The sequence below is a fragment of the Vibrio sp. L5-1 genome (assembly GCF_021728315.1).
Classification (GTDB): Bacteria; Pseudomonadota; Gammaproteobacteria; order Enterobacterales; family Vibrionaceae; genus Vibrio; species Vibrio splendidus_K.
Map to the genome: position 1 here is coordinate 1 of NZ_JAKKCQ010000006.1, position 15,728 is coordinate 15,728.

The 15,728-nt window shown below is 42.7% G+C and carries 16 protein-coding genes; 4 read left to right on the plus strand and 12 right to left on the minus strand.

Features of this window, described 5'->3' with window-relative positions; genetic code table 11:
• Positions 1 to 608: 608 nt before the first annotated feature.
• From L3V35_RS18905 to dusA, 7 genes are all read right to left on the minus strand, one after another.
• Positions 609 to 1,385: a phosphoadenylyl-sulfate reductase gene (locus L3V35_RS18905; RefSeq protein ID WP_017073463.1), complete on the minus strand. Its 777-nt coding sequence runs from the start codon at positions 1,383 to 1,385 to the stop codon at positions 609 to 611.
• On the minus strand, positions 1,378 to 3,105 hold the full coding sequence (gene cysI / locus L3V35_RS18910) for an assimilatory sulfite reductase (NADPH) hemoprotein subunit (RefSeq protein ID WP_004735811.1): 1,728 nt from the start codon (positions 3,103 to 3,105) through the stop codon (positions 1,378 to 1,380). The genes L3V35_RS18905 and cysI overlap by 8 nt, the downstream gene beginning before the upstream one ends.
• Positions 3,105 to 4,970, minus strand: a complete 1,866-nt coding sequence (locus tag L3V35_RS18915) for an assimilatory sulfite reductase (NADPH) flavoprotein subunit (RefSeq protein WP_237300473.1) — start codon at positions 4,968 to 4,970, stop codon at positions 3,105 to 3,107. Before L3V35_RS18915 ends, cysI begins: the two co-directional genes overlap by 1 nt.
• A 123-nt stretch (positions 4,971 to 5,093) precedes the next feature.
• Positions 5,094 to 5,324 carry a hypothetical protein gene (locus tag L3V35_RS18920; RefSeq protein ID WP_004735813.1) on the minus strand — a complete coding sequence of 77 codons (231 nt, stop codon included), beginning with the start codon at positions 5,322 to 5,324 and terminating at the stop codon, positions 5,094 to 5,096.
• Positions 5,325 to 5,516: 192 nt separating this feature from the next.
• The gene (locus tag L3V35_RS18925) at positions 5,517 to 6,185 is read right to left on the minus strand and encodes a TIGR04219 family outer membrane beta-barrel protein (RefSeq protein ID WP_054548390.1); all 669 of its coding nucleotides are present in this window, start codon (positions 6,183 to 6,185) and stop codon (positions 5,517 to 5,519) included.
• Between the two features lie 135 nt (positions 6,186 to 6,320).
• On the minus strand, positions 6,321 to 6,542 hold the full coding sequence (gene pspG, locus L3V35_RS18930; RefSeq protein ID WP_004735816.1) for an envelope stress response protein PspG: 222 nt from the start codon (positions 6,540 to 6,542) through the stop codon (positions 6,321 to 6,323).
• A 262-nt stretch (positions 6,543 to 6,804) separates the two neighbouring features.
• Positions 6,805 to 7,809: a tRNA dihydrouridine(20/20a) synthase DusA gene (gene dusA, locus L3V35_RS18935; RefSeq protein WP_004735817.1), complete on the minus strand. Its 1,005-nt coding sequence runs from the start codon at positions 7,807 to 7,809 to the stop codon at positions 6,805 to 6,807.
• Positions 7,810 to 7,913: 104 nt separating this feature from the next.
• On the opposite strand from dusA, the gene L3V35_RS18940 reads away from it, so the two are divergent.
• The gene (locus tag L3V35_RS18940; protein ID WP_237300474.1) at positions 7,914 to 8,987 is read left to right on the plus strand and encodes a site-specific integrase; all 1,074 of its coding nucleotides are present in this window, start codon (positions 7,914 to 7,916) and stop codon (positions 8,985 to 8,987) included.
• 98 nt (positions 8,988 to 9,085) lie between these two features.
• On the opposite strand, the gene L3V35_RS18945 is transcribed toward L3V35_RS18940, so the two are convergent.
• The 3 genes from L3V35_RS18945 to L3V35_RS18955 form a co-directional block, all read right to left on the minus strand.
• The gene (locus L3V35_RS18945; RefSeq protein ID WP_237300475.1) at positions 9,086 to 9,475 is read right to left on the minus strand and encodes a hypothetical protein; all 390 of its coding nucleotides are present in this window, start codon (positions 9,473 to 9,475) and stop codon (positions 9,086 to 9,088) included.
• A gap of 861 nt (positions 9,476 to 10,336) precedes the next feature.
• On the minus strand, positions 10,337 to 10,498 hold the full coding sequence (locus L3V35_RS18950) for a hypothetical protein (protein WP_176680813.1): 162 nt from the start codon (positions 10,496 to 10,498) through the stop codon (positions 10,337 to 10,339).
• On the minus strand, positions 10,498 to 10,698 hold the full coding sequence (locus tag L3V35_RS18955) for a hypothetical protein (protein ID WP_237300476.1): 201 nt from the start codon (positions 10,696 to 10,698) through the stop codon (positions 10,498 to 10,500). Before L3V35_RS18955 ends, L3V35_RS18950 begins: the two co-directional genes overlap by 1 nt.
• Before the next feature lie 225 nt (positions 10,699 to 10,923).
• Here L3V35_RS18955 and zur point away from each other — a divergent pair, with 225 nt between their 5' ends.
• Positions 10,924 to 11,382 carry a zinc uptake transcriptional repressor Zur gene (zur, locus tag L3V35_RS18960; protein ID WP_017078243.1) on the plus strand — a complete coding sequence of 153 codons (459 nt, stop codon included), beginning with the start codon at positions 10,924 to 10,926 and terminating at the stop codon, positions 11,380 to 11,382.
• 17 nt (positions 11,383 to 11,399) lie between these two features.
• The gene (locus L3V35_RS18965) at positions 11,400 to 11,861 is read left to right on the plus strand and encodes a chemotaxis protein CheX (protein WP_004735847.1); all 462 of its coding nucleotides are present in this window, start codon (positions 11,400 to 11,402) and stop codon (positions 11,859 to 11,861) included.
• 140 nt (positions 11,862 to 12,001) lie between these two features.
• On the opposite strand, the gene pgi is transcribed toward L3V35_RS18965, so the two are convergent.
• Entirely contained in the window at positions 12,002 to 13,654 is a 1,653-nt protein-coding gene (pgi, locus tag L3V35_RS18970; protein WP_004735848.1) for a glucose-6-phosphate isomerase, read from the minus strand.
• A 326-nt stretch (positions 13,655 to 13,980) separates the two neighbouring features.
• Here pgi and L3V35_RS18975 point away from each other — a divergent pair, with 326 nt between their 5' ends.
• Positions 13,981 to 14,400 carry a secondary thiamine-phosphate synthase enzyme YjbQ gene (locus tag L3V35_RS18975; protein ID WP_237300477.1) on the plus strand — a complete coding sequence of 140 codons (420 nt, stop codon included), beginning with the start codon at positions 13,981 to 13,983 and terminating at the stop codon, positions 14,398 to 14,400.
• A 117-nt stretch (positions 14,401 to 14,517) separates the two neighbouring features.
• Here the strand turns inward: L3V35_RS18975 and L3V35_RS18980 are convergent, their stop codons facing one another.
• Positions 14,518 to 15,723: a BamA/TamA family outer membrane protein gene (locus tag L3V35_RS18980; protein ID WP_029224181.1), complete on the minus strand. Its 1,206-nt coding sequence runs from the start codon at positions 15,721 to 15,723 to the stop codon at positions 14,518 to 14,520.
• Positions 15,724 to 15,728: the final 5 nt, after the last annotated feature.

The window sequence follows — 15,728 nt, forward strand, 5'->3', positions numbered from 1 at the left end:
CCAACAGAAAGATAATGAATTGACTGTGCCAAATACTTTCTTTCTACAAGAGAAAGTAGTTATTCGTATTGGTCACTCAGTTCATTGAAACCAAAGTTGATTCCGAGGAATCTGTTTTACTTCTCTTAATTAAAAGGGAAGATAAAACGTTTTGATATTCATCAACGAGTGCCCACACAGATTGATAGGTTTAAATTGTTAAAGAGCTTCTCTTCGTTGTGACTTACATCACTTCGGAAGAGGCGGCCATTCTAGCGTTTTAATTCTCAGTGTCAAACACTTTTGAAAATTAATTTCTACTTTTAAAAAGTAGAAGCGAATAATCGCTTAAAGCTAGTTGCCTTACTAACATTCTTCGCTGAAGCCTTGTGGCGTCTACCGTGTCAGTGAGGCGGCATTATAGAGATGTTCCTCACATTGGCAAGTGTTTATTAAAGAAAAATGTAAAAATAACGGTTAGATGACGAATAAACACTCAAAGCCTTATTTGTGCAAGTTTAACTACAAAGTACCTACAGAATAACCACAGACTTATCCACAATTGCTCTAATTTTCATGCTAGAAAACAAAAAAGCTGCCTTATGGCAGCTTTTGAAATGGCAATGAGTCTAAATCCCAGAGCCATATTGCTCTCCATCGTCTTCATGGAGACCACATTCTCGTTTTAGACCATTAAAACGGGTTTCTTCTTCAGTCATACCCGGTTCCCATTTCTTAGTCGTATGAGTATCTCCAACAGAAAGGTACCCCTGTTCGCGAAGTGGGTGGTAACTGAGACCATGCTCTTCTAAGTAATAATGAACATCTTTATTTGTCCAATCAATTACTGGCAAGAACTTAAACACACCATTTTGGATAGATAAGATAGGCAAGTTTGCACGCGATTGAGATTGCTCTCTTCTCAACCCAGAAAACCAAGTGCCAGCCTCGAGTTCATCCAGCGCTCTTCTCATCGGTTCAACTTTATTAAGCTTGTTGTACTTCTCTATCCCTTCTATACCTTGCTCCCAAAGTTTGCCATATTGCGCTTCTTGCCAATTAGGGCTCTGCTGAGAACGAAAAACTTGAAGGTTTAGAGTCAACTTCTGACTTAACTCATCGATAAATTGATACGTTTCCGGGAATAGATACCCAGTGTCCGTAAGAATAACCGGAATATCTGGTTTTGCTTGAGTCACTAAGTGCAGCATCAACGCCGCTTGGATTCCGAAACTAGAAGACACAACATGTGTCCCTTCTAAATGTTCGAGTGCCCACTTAACTCTTTCTAATGCGGTTAGCTGCTCTAACTCAGCATTGATTTGTCCAAGACGAAGTATCTGCTCCGTCTTAGTCAATGCGAGTAGCTCTGCTAACTTCAGTTTTGAAGCGACAGAATTATGCATGCAGATCCCTCTTTGAAATGATCACCTCTTCGATGATGCCAGCTCGGATTGTAAAATCACCGAACCCTTCATTGTCGTTACGTTCCGTAGCCCAACGTCCCACCAGCGAATCAATCTCTTCTAAGATCTGAGCTGAAGTGATGTTCTCTTTATACATCTTCGGGATACGAGTTCCGGCTTTGTTGCCACCTAAGTGCATGTTGTAACGCCCCGGAGCCTTACCGACTAACCCCAGTTCAGCCAACATTGCACGACCACAACCGTTTGGACAACCCGTGATACGAAGGATGATGTTATCTTCTTCTGGTAATCCATGTTTCTTCAGAATGTCTTCAACATCCGTTACAAACTCAGGAAGAAAACGCTCAGCTTCTGCCATTGCTAAAGGACATGTTGGGAATGCCACACAAGCCATTGAGTTTTTACGCTGCTCGGAAACGGCATCATCCATCAGACCGTATTGACGTGCCAGCTTTTCAATTTTTGCCTTTTGGCTCTTAGGTACACCAGCAACAATTAGGTTTTGGTTCGCTGTCATACGGAAGTCACCTTTGTGGATCTTCGCTATTTCAGCAACACCTGTTTTCAGCGCTTTACCCGGGAAATCAAGTAAACGACCATTTTCGATGAATAACGCTAAGTGGTGCTTACCATCAATACCTTCCGCCCAACCGATACGATCGCCACGGCCAGTAAACTCATAAGGACGGCTTTCAGAAAACTCAACGCCTGCACGTTTTTCTACTTCTGCTTTGAATACATCAATACCAACACGGTCTAGTGTGTATTTGGTTTTGGCGTTCTTACGGTTCGAACGGTTACCCCAATCACGCTGAGTCGTTACCACCGCAGCTGCTACATCTAACGTTTTATCTAATGGCACAAAACCGAAATCGTCAGCTTTACGTGCATAAGTAGAAGTATCGCCGTGCGTCATTGCAAGACCACCACCCACTAATACGTTAAAGCCCACCAGCTTTCCGTCTTTAGCAATCGCGATGAAGTTAAGATCGTTAGCATGAACATCTACGTCATTCTGTGGAGGAATTACAACCGTCGTCTTGAACTTACGTGGTAAGTAGTTGCTACCTAAGATAGGTTCTTCATCCGTTGTTGCTAGCTTTTCACCATCTAACCAGATTTCTGCATAAGCACGAGTCTTAGGTAATAGATGTTCACTGATCTTTTTCGCCCACTCATAAGCTTCTTGATGGAGCTCAGACTCAACCGGGTTTGTGGTACACAAAACATTTCGGTTTACGTCACCCGCCGTTGCAATGGAATCAATACCAATACTGTTTAGTGTTTGGTGCATTAACTTAATGTTCGGCTTCAACACGCCATGGAACTGGAAAGTTTGACGAGTTGTGAGACGGATAGAACCATAAGAGGTACTTTCATCTGCGAATTTATCAATCGCGAGCCACTGCTTCGGAGTGATGATCCCGCCAGGCATACGCGCACGCAGCATGACGTTATGTAAAGGTTCTAGCTTTTGCTTGGTACGTTCATTACGAATATCACGGTCGTCTTGTTGATACATACCGTGGAAACGAATCAACTGAAAGTTATCAGCAGTAAAACCACCCGTAATTCTATCTTGGAGATCTTGTTCAATCGTACCGCGAAGATTTTTACTTTCACGCTTAAGACGTTCGTTATCAGCCAAAGGTCCCAGTACTTGACCTAGCACTTCTTGCTCTATTACTTGCTTGCTCATTAGTACACATCCCTTTGGTAACGTTTCGCTTTACGTAAATCATTAATATATTGTTCAGCTTGCTCGCGGCTCTGATTGCCATGTTTTTCCGCAATTGTAACTAACGCTTCATGAACATCTTTCGCCATTCGAGTCGCATCGCCACATACATAGAGGTACGCGCCCTCTTGAAGCCATTGCCAAACCTGAGCTGCTTGTTCAATTAAGCGGTCTTGAACATAAACCTTTTCTTTTTGGTCACGACTAAAGGCAACATCAAGCTTGGTTAGCGCACCAGATTTAAGGTACTTCTGCCATTCAACTTGATATAAGAAATCTTGAGTGAAAGTTCGGTCACCAAAGAAGAGCCAGCTTTTGCCTTCAGCATCATTGTTTTCACGCTCTTGAACAAAACTGCGGAACGGTGCGATACCGGTACCCGGCCCAACCATGATGATTGGTGTATTGTCGTCTTGTGGTAGTTTGAAGTTATTGTTGTTCTCAACAAACACCTTCACTTCACCACCTTCTTCCAAGCGCTGAGCTAAGAAGCTAGAAGCTCCGCCTAAACGAGATTCATCGCCTTTTTGGTATTCAACCAAACCAACCGTCAAGTGAACTTCTTCATCCACTTCAGCTTGGCTTGATGCAATAGAGTAGAGACGCGGTGTCAGCTTACGTAGTAGACCAATCAATTCATCAGCCGATAGCTTAGTTTTCTTCTCAGCTAAAACATCGACAACTTGAGTATTACCCGCGTATTCACGAAGCTTGTCTTTATCTTCCACCAGCTTAATTAACTTCTTGCTGCCCGAAAGCTCAGCAAACTTAGTCACTAGTTGAGGATTTGAAGATGTAATTTCGAATTTACTGACGAGTGCGCTGTGGATAGATAAGTTGTCACCATCGACATCAACACTTTCGATACCAGACAACCCAACCTTAGAAAGGATCTGATTTGCGAGTTCTGAACTGTTTTCAAACCATACGCCTAGCGCATCACCCGGTTGGTAAGTAATACCCGACTCATCAAGATCAATCTCGATGTGACGAACATCTTTGCCCGAATCACGGCCGGTGATCTTTTGGCTCGTCAATAGTGTCGCGGTGTATGGGTTTTGTTTGGTGTATTGCGAATGACCGGCGGCCGCTTGACCGACTGGTAATTGAACCACATCGGCTTCAGTGCCTGTCGATAGCGTCTCTTTTACTTGCTCTAATGCTTTAGCGCACCATTCCGTTGCTGATTCTTCGTAATCAACATCACAATCAAGACGGTCGACAAACGATTTAGCACCAAGCTTAGCGAGGAAGCTATCGAAGTCTTTAGCCGTTTGGCAGAAGAACTCATAGCTTGAGTCACCTAAACCAATCACACCGTATTGTAGGTTTGATAATTTTGGCGCTTTCTTCGATTGTAGGAATTCATGCAACTCAATAGCGTTATCAGGGGCTTCGCCCTCACCATTGGTTGAAGCCACAAAAATGACGTGTGTCTCTTTGGCTAGGTTCTTACCTTTATAATCACTTGCATCGAAAAGCTCGACCGCAATACCTAAGGCTTTAGCTTCTGCCTCAAGCGATTCAGCGACACCTTTAGCATTACCTGTTTGAGATGCGAAGATAATGCTGAGCTTACCCGCTGGTTTAGCCGCTACTGCAGCAGCCGCTTGAGCGATTGGCGCAGCTGCACCGACAGGCTGAGCTTGGCTAACTCCCCAAAGGTAACCACTGACCCATGCCAGTTGTTGTGAAGATAACTCAGAAACAGTGTGTTGAAGATGACCCAATTGTTGGTCATTAAGTGGTGCTGCTAGCCCAGGTAACTCATTAGCCCCAGACTGTGCATTATTATTTTGTGAAGACTCTTTCTTATTTAAAGACATGGTCACGACATCCCTAATCATTGCGTGACGATAGATTAACCACTCCTTTTAATAACAAGAAAGAATAGAAAAGTATGTTTTATAACTTTTTGGAAGTAAAAACCGATTGAAACCTAAATTGACTTACTGGTTTTCAATACGCACTTGCTGAAAGCCAACCGCCATTGCCGATTTAGATGCTAAGTCTAAATCCGCGTAATGGCACTCTTCACCATGAACATCAGTAAGCAGAACAAAGCCACCTCCCATATGGCGAAACTCCACAACCCAAGACCCTTCTTGAATTGAGGGCTCTATGATCGCTTCAACTAACAGATTTTCTCTATATAAATTTCGTAATTCATTGAGTGTCATATTCCATCCCTTGCTTTGACCTCACAACATAGACCTTATAAGAATAGACGCTAATTAGCTCTCTGTATAAAGGATGGTCGAAAGTGATGAATGTGCTAACTAATTCCAGAAGGATATAACCAATAGATATAAAAAAACGCCACTTAATAAAGTGGCGTTCTCAAAATTCGTTCTAAATTTGCTTTCTATGGCCTAGAAGCGCACTTCAGCGCCAGCAAACCAGCCATCAACCATGACAAACTCTTTGCCAACCTCTGAAGAGAAGAACTCTTCCGAATCAAGGTCGATCACGCGGTAACCACCACGCAGTGCTATCTCAGTTTCTGCTACAGGAATTCGGTACTGAACACCTGCCATCAAATCAGTGCTCTTAATACCACTGCTATCACCGAACTCCATCGTACCGATGATATCGAAATTGGTCTCAGGAACGTTGATCTCTGCGTTGCCGTAGAAGCTCCAAGTGAATTCATCAAAGCTTGTTTGAGCGCCACCCGTTTTCGGTTCGATATAATTCGAGTTTGAATACTGAGTAAACGTCACACCCGCATCGAAGTTCATCAACTTGTGATCTAACAACGTGTAATAGAAGGTGTAGTCGTACTTATCGAAAGCCAATGAATCTGCATCAACAGAAGTATAGCGAAAGCTAGCGTTTGGTAGCATCGGGGCATTATGCTCAAATGCGAGATACAACGAAGGTGAGTTAGAATCATCATCTTGTCTAACTTCGTTTAGCTTTGTACTTCCCCACCACATATCGGCACCGACTTTAGCCGTGTAAGAAAACTCTTCTTCAGCAGACACTGCCGAGCTTAAAGATAGCATTCCCACTAAAGCAATTAATGGCATTTTATTCATTTGAGATAGCTCCAATTCCATATCGTTGTGCTAATTGTATGCACATTCATAGATTATTGGGGAAAATTCTATCACACATCTTAAATTCTAAAACGATAAACCGATGACGATCAAAGATTTGACGACACCATGACCTTAGTAACGTCTTTGGTTAGAACTGTGTACAAAGTTTTTGAAAAACCAGATACCCAATGCAATCACAATTAACCAAGGCAGCAACTTAAACACAACCCCCATCATACCCAAGACCAACATGACGACTAACGCGATTCCGGTTGCAGCCAATACCGTCATAAACGTGATACCAGTGACAAGTAGAGTTGCGACGAAAATAAGAACAAAGATTAATTCAAACATAATGGTCTCCCTAATGAGTTAATGACCTATCTTTCCTACTTTCTAACATTGCAGCTTCCATACCAAGTTAGTAAAACCAATAAAACCCTTATTTATCAGGTAAATAAAAAGCCACACATCTAAATGCGTGGCTTTTAAAGAAACTATCAATGGTAAATTTAGCCTCTAGTGGCGAATTTAGCCTTAGGTTTTTAAGCTTAGGTTTATAAGCTTGTTTTTTTAGCTTGGGCTTTTAAACTCGAACTTTTAACCTAGAGGGAGGTTATACGTTTAGCTCTTTAGGGATTTTAGCCAATGCTGTCTGCATCACTTCGATACCTGCACCTTTCTTATGTGCGTTTTCACTGATGTAGCGACGCCATTGCCTTGCGCCCGGCATGCTTTGGAACAAACCAAGCATATGACGAGAGATGTGTCCTAAGCTTGCACCATTTGAAAGCTCACGCTCAATGTACGGGTACATTTCTTCAACCACTTGCGAGCGCTTCTTGATTGGCGTGTCTAAACCAAAAATCTGTTGATCAACTTCAGCCAAGATAAATGGGCTATGGTAAGCCTCACGACCGATCATCACACCATCAAGGTGTTGCAAGTGCTCTTTAGTTTGCTCAAGAGTAGTAACGCCACCATTCACGGCAATCACGAGATCAGAGAAGTCTTTCTTGATTTGGTATGCACGATCGTAATCTAGCGGTGGGATCTCTCGGTTCTCTTTCGGGCTAAGGCCACTCAACCATGCTTTACGAGCATGAATAGTAAATTGTTCACAGCCGCCTTTTTCAGAAACCGTCGAAACAAACTTAGTTAGAAACTCATAAGAGTCTTGGTCGTCGATACCAATACGCGTTTTCACGGTAATTGGAATATCAGTGACTTCTTTCATTGCCGACACACAATCTGCCACCAGCTCAGGTTCAGCCATTAGGCAAGCACCAAATCGACCATTCTGAACTCGGTCTGAAGGACAACCGACATTAAGGTTGATTTCATCATAGCCACGCTCTCCAGCAAGCTTGGCACAAGCAGCTAGATCAACCGGGTTTGAACCGCCGAGTTGAAGTGCAAGAGGATGTTCTTGCTCGTTATATTCTAGAAAATCGCCCTTACCATGTAAGATCGCACCTGTTGTTATCATTTCCGTGTACAGAAGCGTCTGCTGAGAAAGCAAACGGTGAAAGTAACGACAGTGGCGGTCAGTCCAATCCAACATGGGTGCAACAGAAAGTCGGTTACTAGCGTATTTACTGGTTTTATTAGTGTTTGTCATGATTCAGTCTCAATTAATACTGTACAAACATACAGTGAATTACCTAGAATTAAACGGAATTACTTCCTGTAGTACCCCTCAAGTACCCCTTTAGGAGTTGGACAATGGCAAGTTACACCATCGAGACCAGAAAGCTAAAAAGCGGTGAACCAAGGTTCAAGGTAACAATCATCGTTAAAAAGAATTCGCGCATTATACACAGGGAAAGCAAAACTCTAAAAAAGAAAGCACTCGCTAAAGCTTTCGGTAAAAAAAGGGTAGCTGAACTAGAGGCTCAAGGGGTACTCAATCAGCCAAAAACAGTCCCCCTTTCGGTACTCCTCGATTTGTTCATGGCCGAGCGTGACCTTTGGGACAATACAGGCCGCACCAAACGCTATGTGATTAAGATGCTTAGAGATTGCGATATCGCCCAAGTTGAGAGTAATCAGCTACGAACTAGCGACTTAATCGAGCACTGTAAAAACAGAAGAGGCGCAGGAGCCAAACCCGCAACGATTTATCATGATATTGCTTACCTACGTTCTGTAATGAAAAAGTCTAAGCCTGTCTTCAACATCGACACCAATCACCAGATTTTTGATGAAGCCGTCCCTGTTCTGATTGATATGGGGTTAGTCGGTAAAAGTCAGAAACGAACACGCCGCCCGACTTCTGAAGAACTGAAACTATTAAAGCTTGGATTAGAACAACGTGAGTCTTTCCGGCCAAATGGCACAACTCGAATCCCATTCACTGACATTCTAGAGTTCAGCATTCTTACTTGTATGCGAATTGGCGAAGTCTGCAAGCTGCGTTGGGAAGACCTTAACCAAGAACATAAGACGATACTGGTTAGAGATAGAAAAGACCCAAGGAAGAAAGAAGGTAACCACATGATTGTGCCGTTGCTTGGCGAGTCATTTGAGATCGCACTAAAGCAACCGAACAAAGGTGAACTAATTTTCCCGTACAACTCACGAAGTGTTAGTGCTGGCTTTCAAAGAGTGAGAAACGAACTGGGTATTGAGGACTTGAGATATCACGATTTAAGGAGAGAGGGAGCTAGTAGACTATTTGAAAAGGGCTACTCCATTGAAGAGGTAGCCCAAGTGACAGGTCATAGAAACCTAAACATATTATGGCAGGTGTATACACAGCTGTTTCCGCATAAATTACACAATAAGACTCCGCAATGAATCTTTTACTGCTAACTCTACGGATAATAAGTTAAGAATATTGAGATATGCCAAAAGCACTACAATCGTAGTGCTTTAATTAATCGCTGATATAAGTGCTAGTTAAGAGGGTCATTAACAGCCATTTGCACTGGAATACTCATGATTGGTGCTTCAATTAGACACCAGAAATGGAAGTCATCATTTCGAGCCACACCAACGGGTTCAACACGAATAACCATTAAGCCTTTACCCATCAGCTTCTTATTAATTGAATTCACTAAGTCAGGGACATTACTACAACCAGCTAGTTGTCTTAGTTCATTCGTTTGGGAGAGAGGGTTGTCAGAGATTGCTTTGAGCAATAGAGCTGTTTTAGACAATTTACCAACCTGACGAGAAGCCCATAAGCTGCTGTAGTTAGTGAATTGTTTCTCTGTTAGCTTTACGATTGGGTGTCCCACTTTGTGTAGGCTAGGTTGATTCTGTTGCAAGTTTACATTTCGCATTAGTGTTACCTCTGTAGGTTATGCATTCGTACATTAAGTCGGTTAAGAGCCGACATTTACATTTCAATCTGTTGATAAGACAGATGTATTCAAGCTAGATATGAAGGTATTTTCACTTGAATATTGATATGTTACCACACAAATTCCCACATGCAAACTCAAGGCACGAGAAAAGCCCGTCACCTACAGGGAACGGGCTTAATGTTTATAGTCATTTTGATGTACGTTCAAACGGACTTTGTTTTACATCCTCAGGGTTCTTAATCCTTCAGATCGTCTTCTGGGTTATCAAGCCAGAGACAAAATTTTGTATAGCCTTAATGGAATAAATTCCATTAACTACTGACTACAAACGAACTCTAATTGCTATCGACCTGAAGGTCAATGCCAGCAGATAGCCGTTCTTAGGGCGCGGAATTATACTGACCTCTCAATAACTGTCAACTTCAAAGTCAATTTAATATTAAACGCCCCTAAAAGCGCTATAGGTGCATTTTTTGTCAAAACAAATACATTACTGCGATAGTGCGTAAAAACTGCGTACTGCCTCTTACGTGCGCATATTATACGTATTTAATGTATATGCACCATATTCATGGATGAATAACCAGTGCTTTTAAAATATCATATAAATCACAAAAAATGTGATTTAGATCACATTTAGCTGCCGATAACTTATTCTTTAGGGCGTAGAGTTGCCAGTAATGTCCTTAAAGCAATATTGCTTGTAGTGTATTCATAAGGAAATATTGGTTCTAGCATGTCTATTTTCTCTTGTTGGCTTTGAACCTTGTTACTGGTTGTTCTGCTTTACGCAGATATCACTTAAGAACTAACGATAGTCTCATTTGATCAATGCCCCTACGAACTAAGGCTTTTATTTTCAAGCTTAGTTAATCTCTCATCCATCTTTTCCATCATCAGCCGCAACCACTTCACATCCGTTTTAAGCGCTATCCCCACACCAACACCGCTAGACAAGGCACTAACAACGGCAACAATTATTGTTTGATACTCTGCCATTACTTGAACTCATTACGTAGAGTTTCCCATAAGCCAAATACTATTGGAGCACTTGCGCCAATAATGCCACCGAATTGAACACCGTCTGCCGATATGCTCGCGGTGACAAGTTCAGGGTGACCAGCTACCAAAGCCGCTCCCGCGCCAAGTAACGCTAAACCTTTCTTAGTCGATGACAAGCCAATGTCGATTGAGATCATTTTATAAAAGCACCTTATTGCACATTTTTTTATAAACACATTCACCAGATCTCTAATTCAGCCTCATTAATCAGTTATGCCTTGAGTCACACTGTCATTTTGAGTTACCTTGTCTTATTCAAAGTCGTGGGTCACAATACGCTCTGTACCTGACTTTAATAGAAATCATTGGCTCCCAAAACGTAGTAACCTAGAAATAGGGTTTGAATAGGGATGTCCGATTGAATGGTGAAAAATTTGGACCACACATTAATAGAGCAAGTTGAAGGGATATGCGCATCTCGAGGCGTTAGATTAACACCTCAGAGAAAGCGAGTGTTTGAGCTCATTTTCTCTAATAAAAAAGCCTCTAGTGCTTATGAATTATTAGAGCAGTTGAAAGTCAGTGAACCGCAAGCCAAGCCTCCTACAGTTTATCGTGCTTTGGATTTCTTGTTGGAACAAGGTTTCATTCACCGAGTTGAATCAACCAATAGCTTCATATGTTGCTGTTCTTGCAATGCAAACAAACATTTCTCCCAACTACTGATCTGCGATAAATGTGGCACTGTGATAGAATTGCAAGACGATGCGCTTGTCACTCTACTCGCTAGTAACGCTGAGAAGCATGGCTTTCAATTGACCAATCATGTCATTGAATCGCATGGCATTTGCCAATCTTGCTCCTCCGAAATGAAAGAATAAGATTATAGAAGAACATTATGCGCGCTGAATTTGTAAACCCGTTTTTAGCTTCTTTGATGAACGTATTAAAAACGATGGCTTCTCTTGAATTGAAGCCACAAAAACCAAGAGTTAAGAAAGATGAGATCGCTCGTGGTGATGTATCCGGCCTAATTGGTATGGTTGGCACACAATCTCGTGGCTCAATGTCGATCACTTTTGATGAAGGTCTTGCCCTAGAAATCATGGAAAACATGTTGGGTGAACGACCAAATGGCTTGAACGAAGAAGTGACCGATATGGTGGGTGAAATCACTAATATGGTGACTGGTGGTGCAAAACGTATTCTTGCAGAAAGCGGCTTTGATTTCGACATGGCAACGCCAATCGTCGTTTCAGGTAAAGGCCACACCATTCGTCATAAGTGTGAAGGTGCTATTATCATCATGCCTTTCACATCTCAGTGGGGTAATGCCTTCATCGAGATCTGTTTCGAATAGAGGCAATCGAGTAAATAAAAAAACGAAAGGCTGACGTACATACGTCAGCCTTTTTTATTGCCGTAAAATCAACGAACATAAAAAAACGCCAACCGAAAGGTTGGCGTTTACAGTTATTACTTGGTGTTACTCAAACAGTCTTAAGCTTTCAACGCTTTAAATGCGTTGATTAGACCGTTAGTTGAGCTGTCGTGAGAGGTTACTTGAGCATCGTCAGCAAGCTCTGGAAGAATTTGGTTTGCTAGTTGCTTACCAAGTTCTACACCCCATTGGTCGAAACTGAAGATGTTCCAGATAACGCCTTGAACGAAGATCTTGTGCTCGTACATCGCGATTAGGTTACCTAAAGAGCGAGGGTTGATTTGCTTAACAAGAATAGAGTTCGTTGGACGGTTACCTTCAAATACTTTGAAAGGTACAAGCTCAGCCACTTCTTCAGCTGTTTTGCCTGCCGCTAGGAATTCAGCTTCCACTGTCTCTTTTGTCTTACCGAATGCTAGTGCTTCAGTTTGAGCAAAGAAGTTAGACATTAGCTTCTGGTGGTGATCAGATGCTGGGTTGTGGCTGATTGCAGGGGCAATAAAGTCTGATGGGATCAGCTTAGTGCCTTGGTGAATCAGTTGGTAGAAAGCGTGTTGGCCGTTAGTACCAGGTTCACCCCAGATGATAGGACCTGTTTGGTATTCTACTGGGTTGCCTTCACGGTCAACAAACTTACCGTTTGATTCCATGTTGCCTTGCTGGAAGTAAGCAGCAAAACGGTGCATGTATTGATCGTAAGGTAGAATCGCTTCTGACTCAGCACCATGGAAGTTGTTGTACCAAACACCAATAAGCGCAAGGATCACTGGAATGTTGCTTTCAAACTCAGTTGAAGCAAAGTGGTTATCCATCTCGTGTGCGCCATCTAGTAGCTCAGCGAAGTTATCGAAGCCGATAGAAAGAGAGATAGAAAGGCCGATTGCAGACCATAGTGAGTAACGACCACCAACCCAGTCCCAGAATTCGAACATGTTGTCAGTATCAATACCAAACTCAGCAACTGATGTTGCGTTAGTTGATAGCGCTGCGAAGTGCTTAGCTACGTGTGCGTCATCACCCGCTTCAGCCAGGAACCAATCACGAGCAGAGTGTGCATTCGTCATTGTTTCTTGAGTCGTAAATGTCTTAGATGCTACTAGGAACAACGTTGTTTCTGGGTTAAGAGGCTTAAGTGTCTCAACAATGTGAGTGCCATCTACGTTAGAAACGAAGTGCATGTTCAGGCGAGTTTTGTATGGCGTAAGTGCTTCAGTCACCATGTATGGACCAAGGTCCGAACCGCCGATACCGATGTTAACTACATCAGTGATCTCTTTACCTGTGTAACCTTTCCACTCACCAGAAACGATGCGGTGCGTGAACAGTTCCATTTTCGCTAGTACTGCGTTCACTGCTGGCATTACGTCTTTGCCATCAACCATTACTGGGTTGTCGCTACGGTTACGTAGAGCAGTGTGAAGTACTGAACGACCTTCAGTCTTGTTGATTGCATCACCGCCGAACATTGCTTCGATTGCAGACTTAACTTCAGTCTCGTTCGCAAGAGCAAATAGGTGCTGCATCGTTTCAGCATCGATAAGGTTCTTAGAGTAATCCACTAAGATGTCAGAACCGAAACGAGTAGAAAAGCTCTCGAAACGCTTTGCATCTTGAGCAAACAGCTCTTTCATATCCATATCTTGAGCAGACTCAAAATGTGCAGTTAGAGCTTTCCACGCTTGTGTTTGCGTTGGGTTGATATTTTTCAACATGGTATCTATCCCGATGTTACTGTAGGTTTTATTCTAAACGTCACCTGGGTGATGAATAGAACCCCCGATTAGGCGAAAGTTTATATTTTTCTGTGATGACCAAACCGCGTCACCACTGAAAGATTCTTTGTAATTTTTTTTCACGACGTATTATGCCGCATATGAAGAGCTGTACCTTGAGATAAATCAGGATTCGATTTCCTGATACAAGAATCGGTACAGACTCTAGCTCTAACATAATTAAATGTGAGCGATACCTGATAAATTCAAGTTCAAAAGATAGCGTTAAACCACTTTTTTTCCAAATACATTATAAAGGATGGCGTATGTGGATTCAGAAGACTATACACCTAAATGCAAGAAAGCGTGGATTTCATCTCATTACTGATGAAATTGAACAACAGATACACGATATCAATTCTCTATCTGTTGGTTTATTACATCTTTTTATCCAACATACCTCTGCCAGCCTCACGCTAAACGAGAACGCAGATCCTACCGTCCGTACCGATATGGAATCACACTTTAATAAGTTTGTACCTGAGCGAGCCCCCTACTACAGACACACCTATGAAGGCGATGATGACATGCCAGCCCACATTAAAGCATCGACACTTGGCACCAGTGTGACAATACCCATTGCCAATGGTTGTTTAGCTTTAGGTACATGGCAGGGCATTTACTTAGGAGAGCACCGAGATTGTGGTGGAAGCCGTACGGTCATTGCGACCATTCAAGGTGAATAACCTTAAGTAGCTAACTATAAAAAACCATTAAAAACATAATGATAGACAACAAAAAAGGGTGACACAGTTATGCGTCACCCTTTAAAAATATGAGATATTCGAGTTAGTAAAACCAGATTAGAAAGGCTGGTTTATCATGACCCTAAAGGTCCCTTCATCACCACCTCGAGCTAACTCAGCACGAACAACAATACCCTCTACTTGGAAACGAACCGCGCCACCTAGGCTCCATTTCATATCCGAGTGCAGTGTTTTTATATCGTACTCATCAGCAACGCGCCCGACTTCGGCAAACGCCACCCATTGCCACCAAGGCAAATCGTAGTAGTTAATCAGTGGGATATCACCCAAAGGTTGCCAGTCAGGAATCACTCGGTACTCAGCAGAGTAATGAACCGCAGAACGTCCATGATAGCGACCTCCGGTATAACCTCGTAAGCGATATAAACCACCCAATCGAGCTTGTTCAGTTTCCGGTGGACGAGCACAATCTTGCCCAGAACAGTTATCCCAGGTTGGTGTATCAGCGGTATAGAAATCGAGTGCCACGACTTGTTGGTCGAACAGGTCACCTAAAGGGCCTAATGCGAAGTACTGACTGTTTTGGAACGTCCACTTCAACCATAAATCATCGTTAGACCAGCTTTCTGCTCCGGTCGTGAATTCAAGGTTAGTATGAGAGCCCGTGGTTGGATTACGAGTGCTATCACGGTTATCCCAATCCAATGCCAGACTAAAGCCTGTCGCCTCTTCAGTATTATTTAAACCTTCTAGCTCACGAGCAGTATAAAAAGGCGTGAAGATAATCGAACTGACACCCGACTCGACTGGCGAAGCAAAGCTCACATCTTTGATTGGCTGAAAAGCCCCTAACAAGCCATGTTCTGCAACATTGCCCCAAGGTAGCAAATACTTAAATTCAAACTGATAGTTTTGCTCTAAGCCATCGGCAATGGTTTTATCATCAATAGATGAATCGTTGTCGCCTTGAGAGCCAATGTAATAAGGATTGTCGTTGAAGCGCGCTTGGTACATCTGAGTACTGAATAAAACATTCTCAGACAAAGCGTAGTTAAAGGCCGATAGAAAACCGACGTAACTGTCTTTGTCTGAATAAAGCGCCATACCAAACAGAGCGGCTTGAGGTTGCCAAACACCCTTTGCGACACCCGCAACCCCAAAGGTATTGCCCAAAGTTTCAGTACTAAAATAGAAAGGGACAAAGGCTGAATCTTTTTCTTCACTCAAGACAGAAGAAGAAAAGCTAACACCGAGCAACGCCATAGCTGACGTTAACCAGTGTCGAGTCGTTCGCTTGAACATCATTT

What these genes read in the sequence shown, in the direction of transcription:
- L3V35_RS18905 (WP_017073463.1), bottom strand. Translation starts at nt 1,385, where the DNA reads ATGCATAATTCTGTCGCTTCAAAACTGAAGTTAGCAGAGCTACTCGCA.
- cysI (WP_004735811.1), bottom strand. Translation starts at nt 3,105, where the DNA reads ATGAGCAAGCAAGTAATAGAGCAAGAAGTGCTAGGTCAAGTACTGGGA.
- L3V35_RS18915 (WP_237300473.1), bottom strand. Translation starts at nt 4,970, where the DNA reads ATGTCTTTAAATAAGAAAGAGTCTTCACAAAATAATAATGCACAGTCT.
- L3V35_RS18920 (WP_004735813.1), bottom strand. Translation starts at nt 5,324, where the DNA reads ATGACACTCAATGAATTACGAAATTTATATAGAGAAAATCTGTTAGTT.
- L3V35_RS18925 (WP_054548390.1), bottom strand. Translation starts at nt 6,185, where the DNA reads ATGAATAAAATGCCATTAATTGCTTTAGTGGGAATGCTATCTTTAAGC.
- pspG (WP_004735816.1), bottom strand. Translation starts at nt 6,542, where the DNA reads ATGTTTGAATTAATCTTTGTTCTTATTTTCGTCGCAACTCTACTTGTC.
- dusA (WP_004735817.1), bottom strand. Translation starts at nt 7,809, where the DNA reads ATGACAAACACTAATAAAACCAGTAAATACGCTAGTAACCGACTTTCT.
- L3V35_RS18940 (WP_237300474.1), top strand. Translation starts at nt 7,914, where the DNA reads ATGGCAAGTTACACCATCGAGACCAGAAAGCTAAAAAGCGGTGAACCA.
- L3V35_RS18945 (WP_237300475.1), bottom strand. Translation starts at nt 9,475, where the DNA reads ATGCGAAATGTAAACTTGCAACAGAATCAACCTAGCCTACACAAAGTG.
- L3V35_RS18950 (WP_176680813.1), bottom strand. Translation starts at nt 10,498, where the DNA reads ATGGCAGAGTATCAAACAATAATTGTTGCCGTTGTTAGTGCCTTGTCT.
- L3V35_RS18955 (WP_237300476.1), bottom strand. Translation starts at nt 10,698, where the DNA reads ATGATCTCAATCGACATTGGCTTGTCATCGACTAAGAAAGGTTTAGCG.
- zur (WP_017078243.1), top strand. Translation starts at nt 10,924, where the DNA reads ATGGTGAAAAATTTGGACCACACATTAATAGAGCAAGTTGAAGGGATA.
- L3V35_RS18965 (WP_004735847.1), top strand. Translation starts at nt 11,400, where the DNA reads ATGCGCGCTGAATTTGTAAACCCGTTTTTAGCTTCTTTGATGAACGTA.
- pgi (WP_004735848.1), bottom strand. Translation starts at nt 13,654, where the DNA reads ATGTTGAAAAATATCAACCCAACGCAAACACAAGCGTGGAAAGCTCTA.
- L3V35_RS18975 (WP_237300477.1), top strand. Translation starts at nt 13,981, where the DNA reads ATGTGGATTCAGAAGACTATACACCTAAATGCAAGAAAGCGTGGATTT.
- L3V35_RS18980 (WP_029224181.1), bottom strand. Translation starts at nt 15,723, where the DNA reads ATGTTCAAGCGAACGACTCGACACTGGTTAACGTCAGCTATGGCGTTG.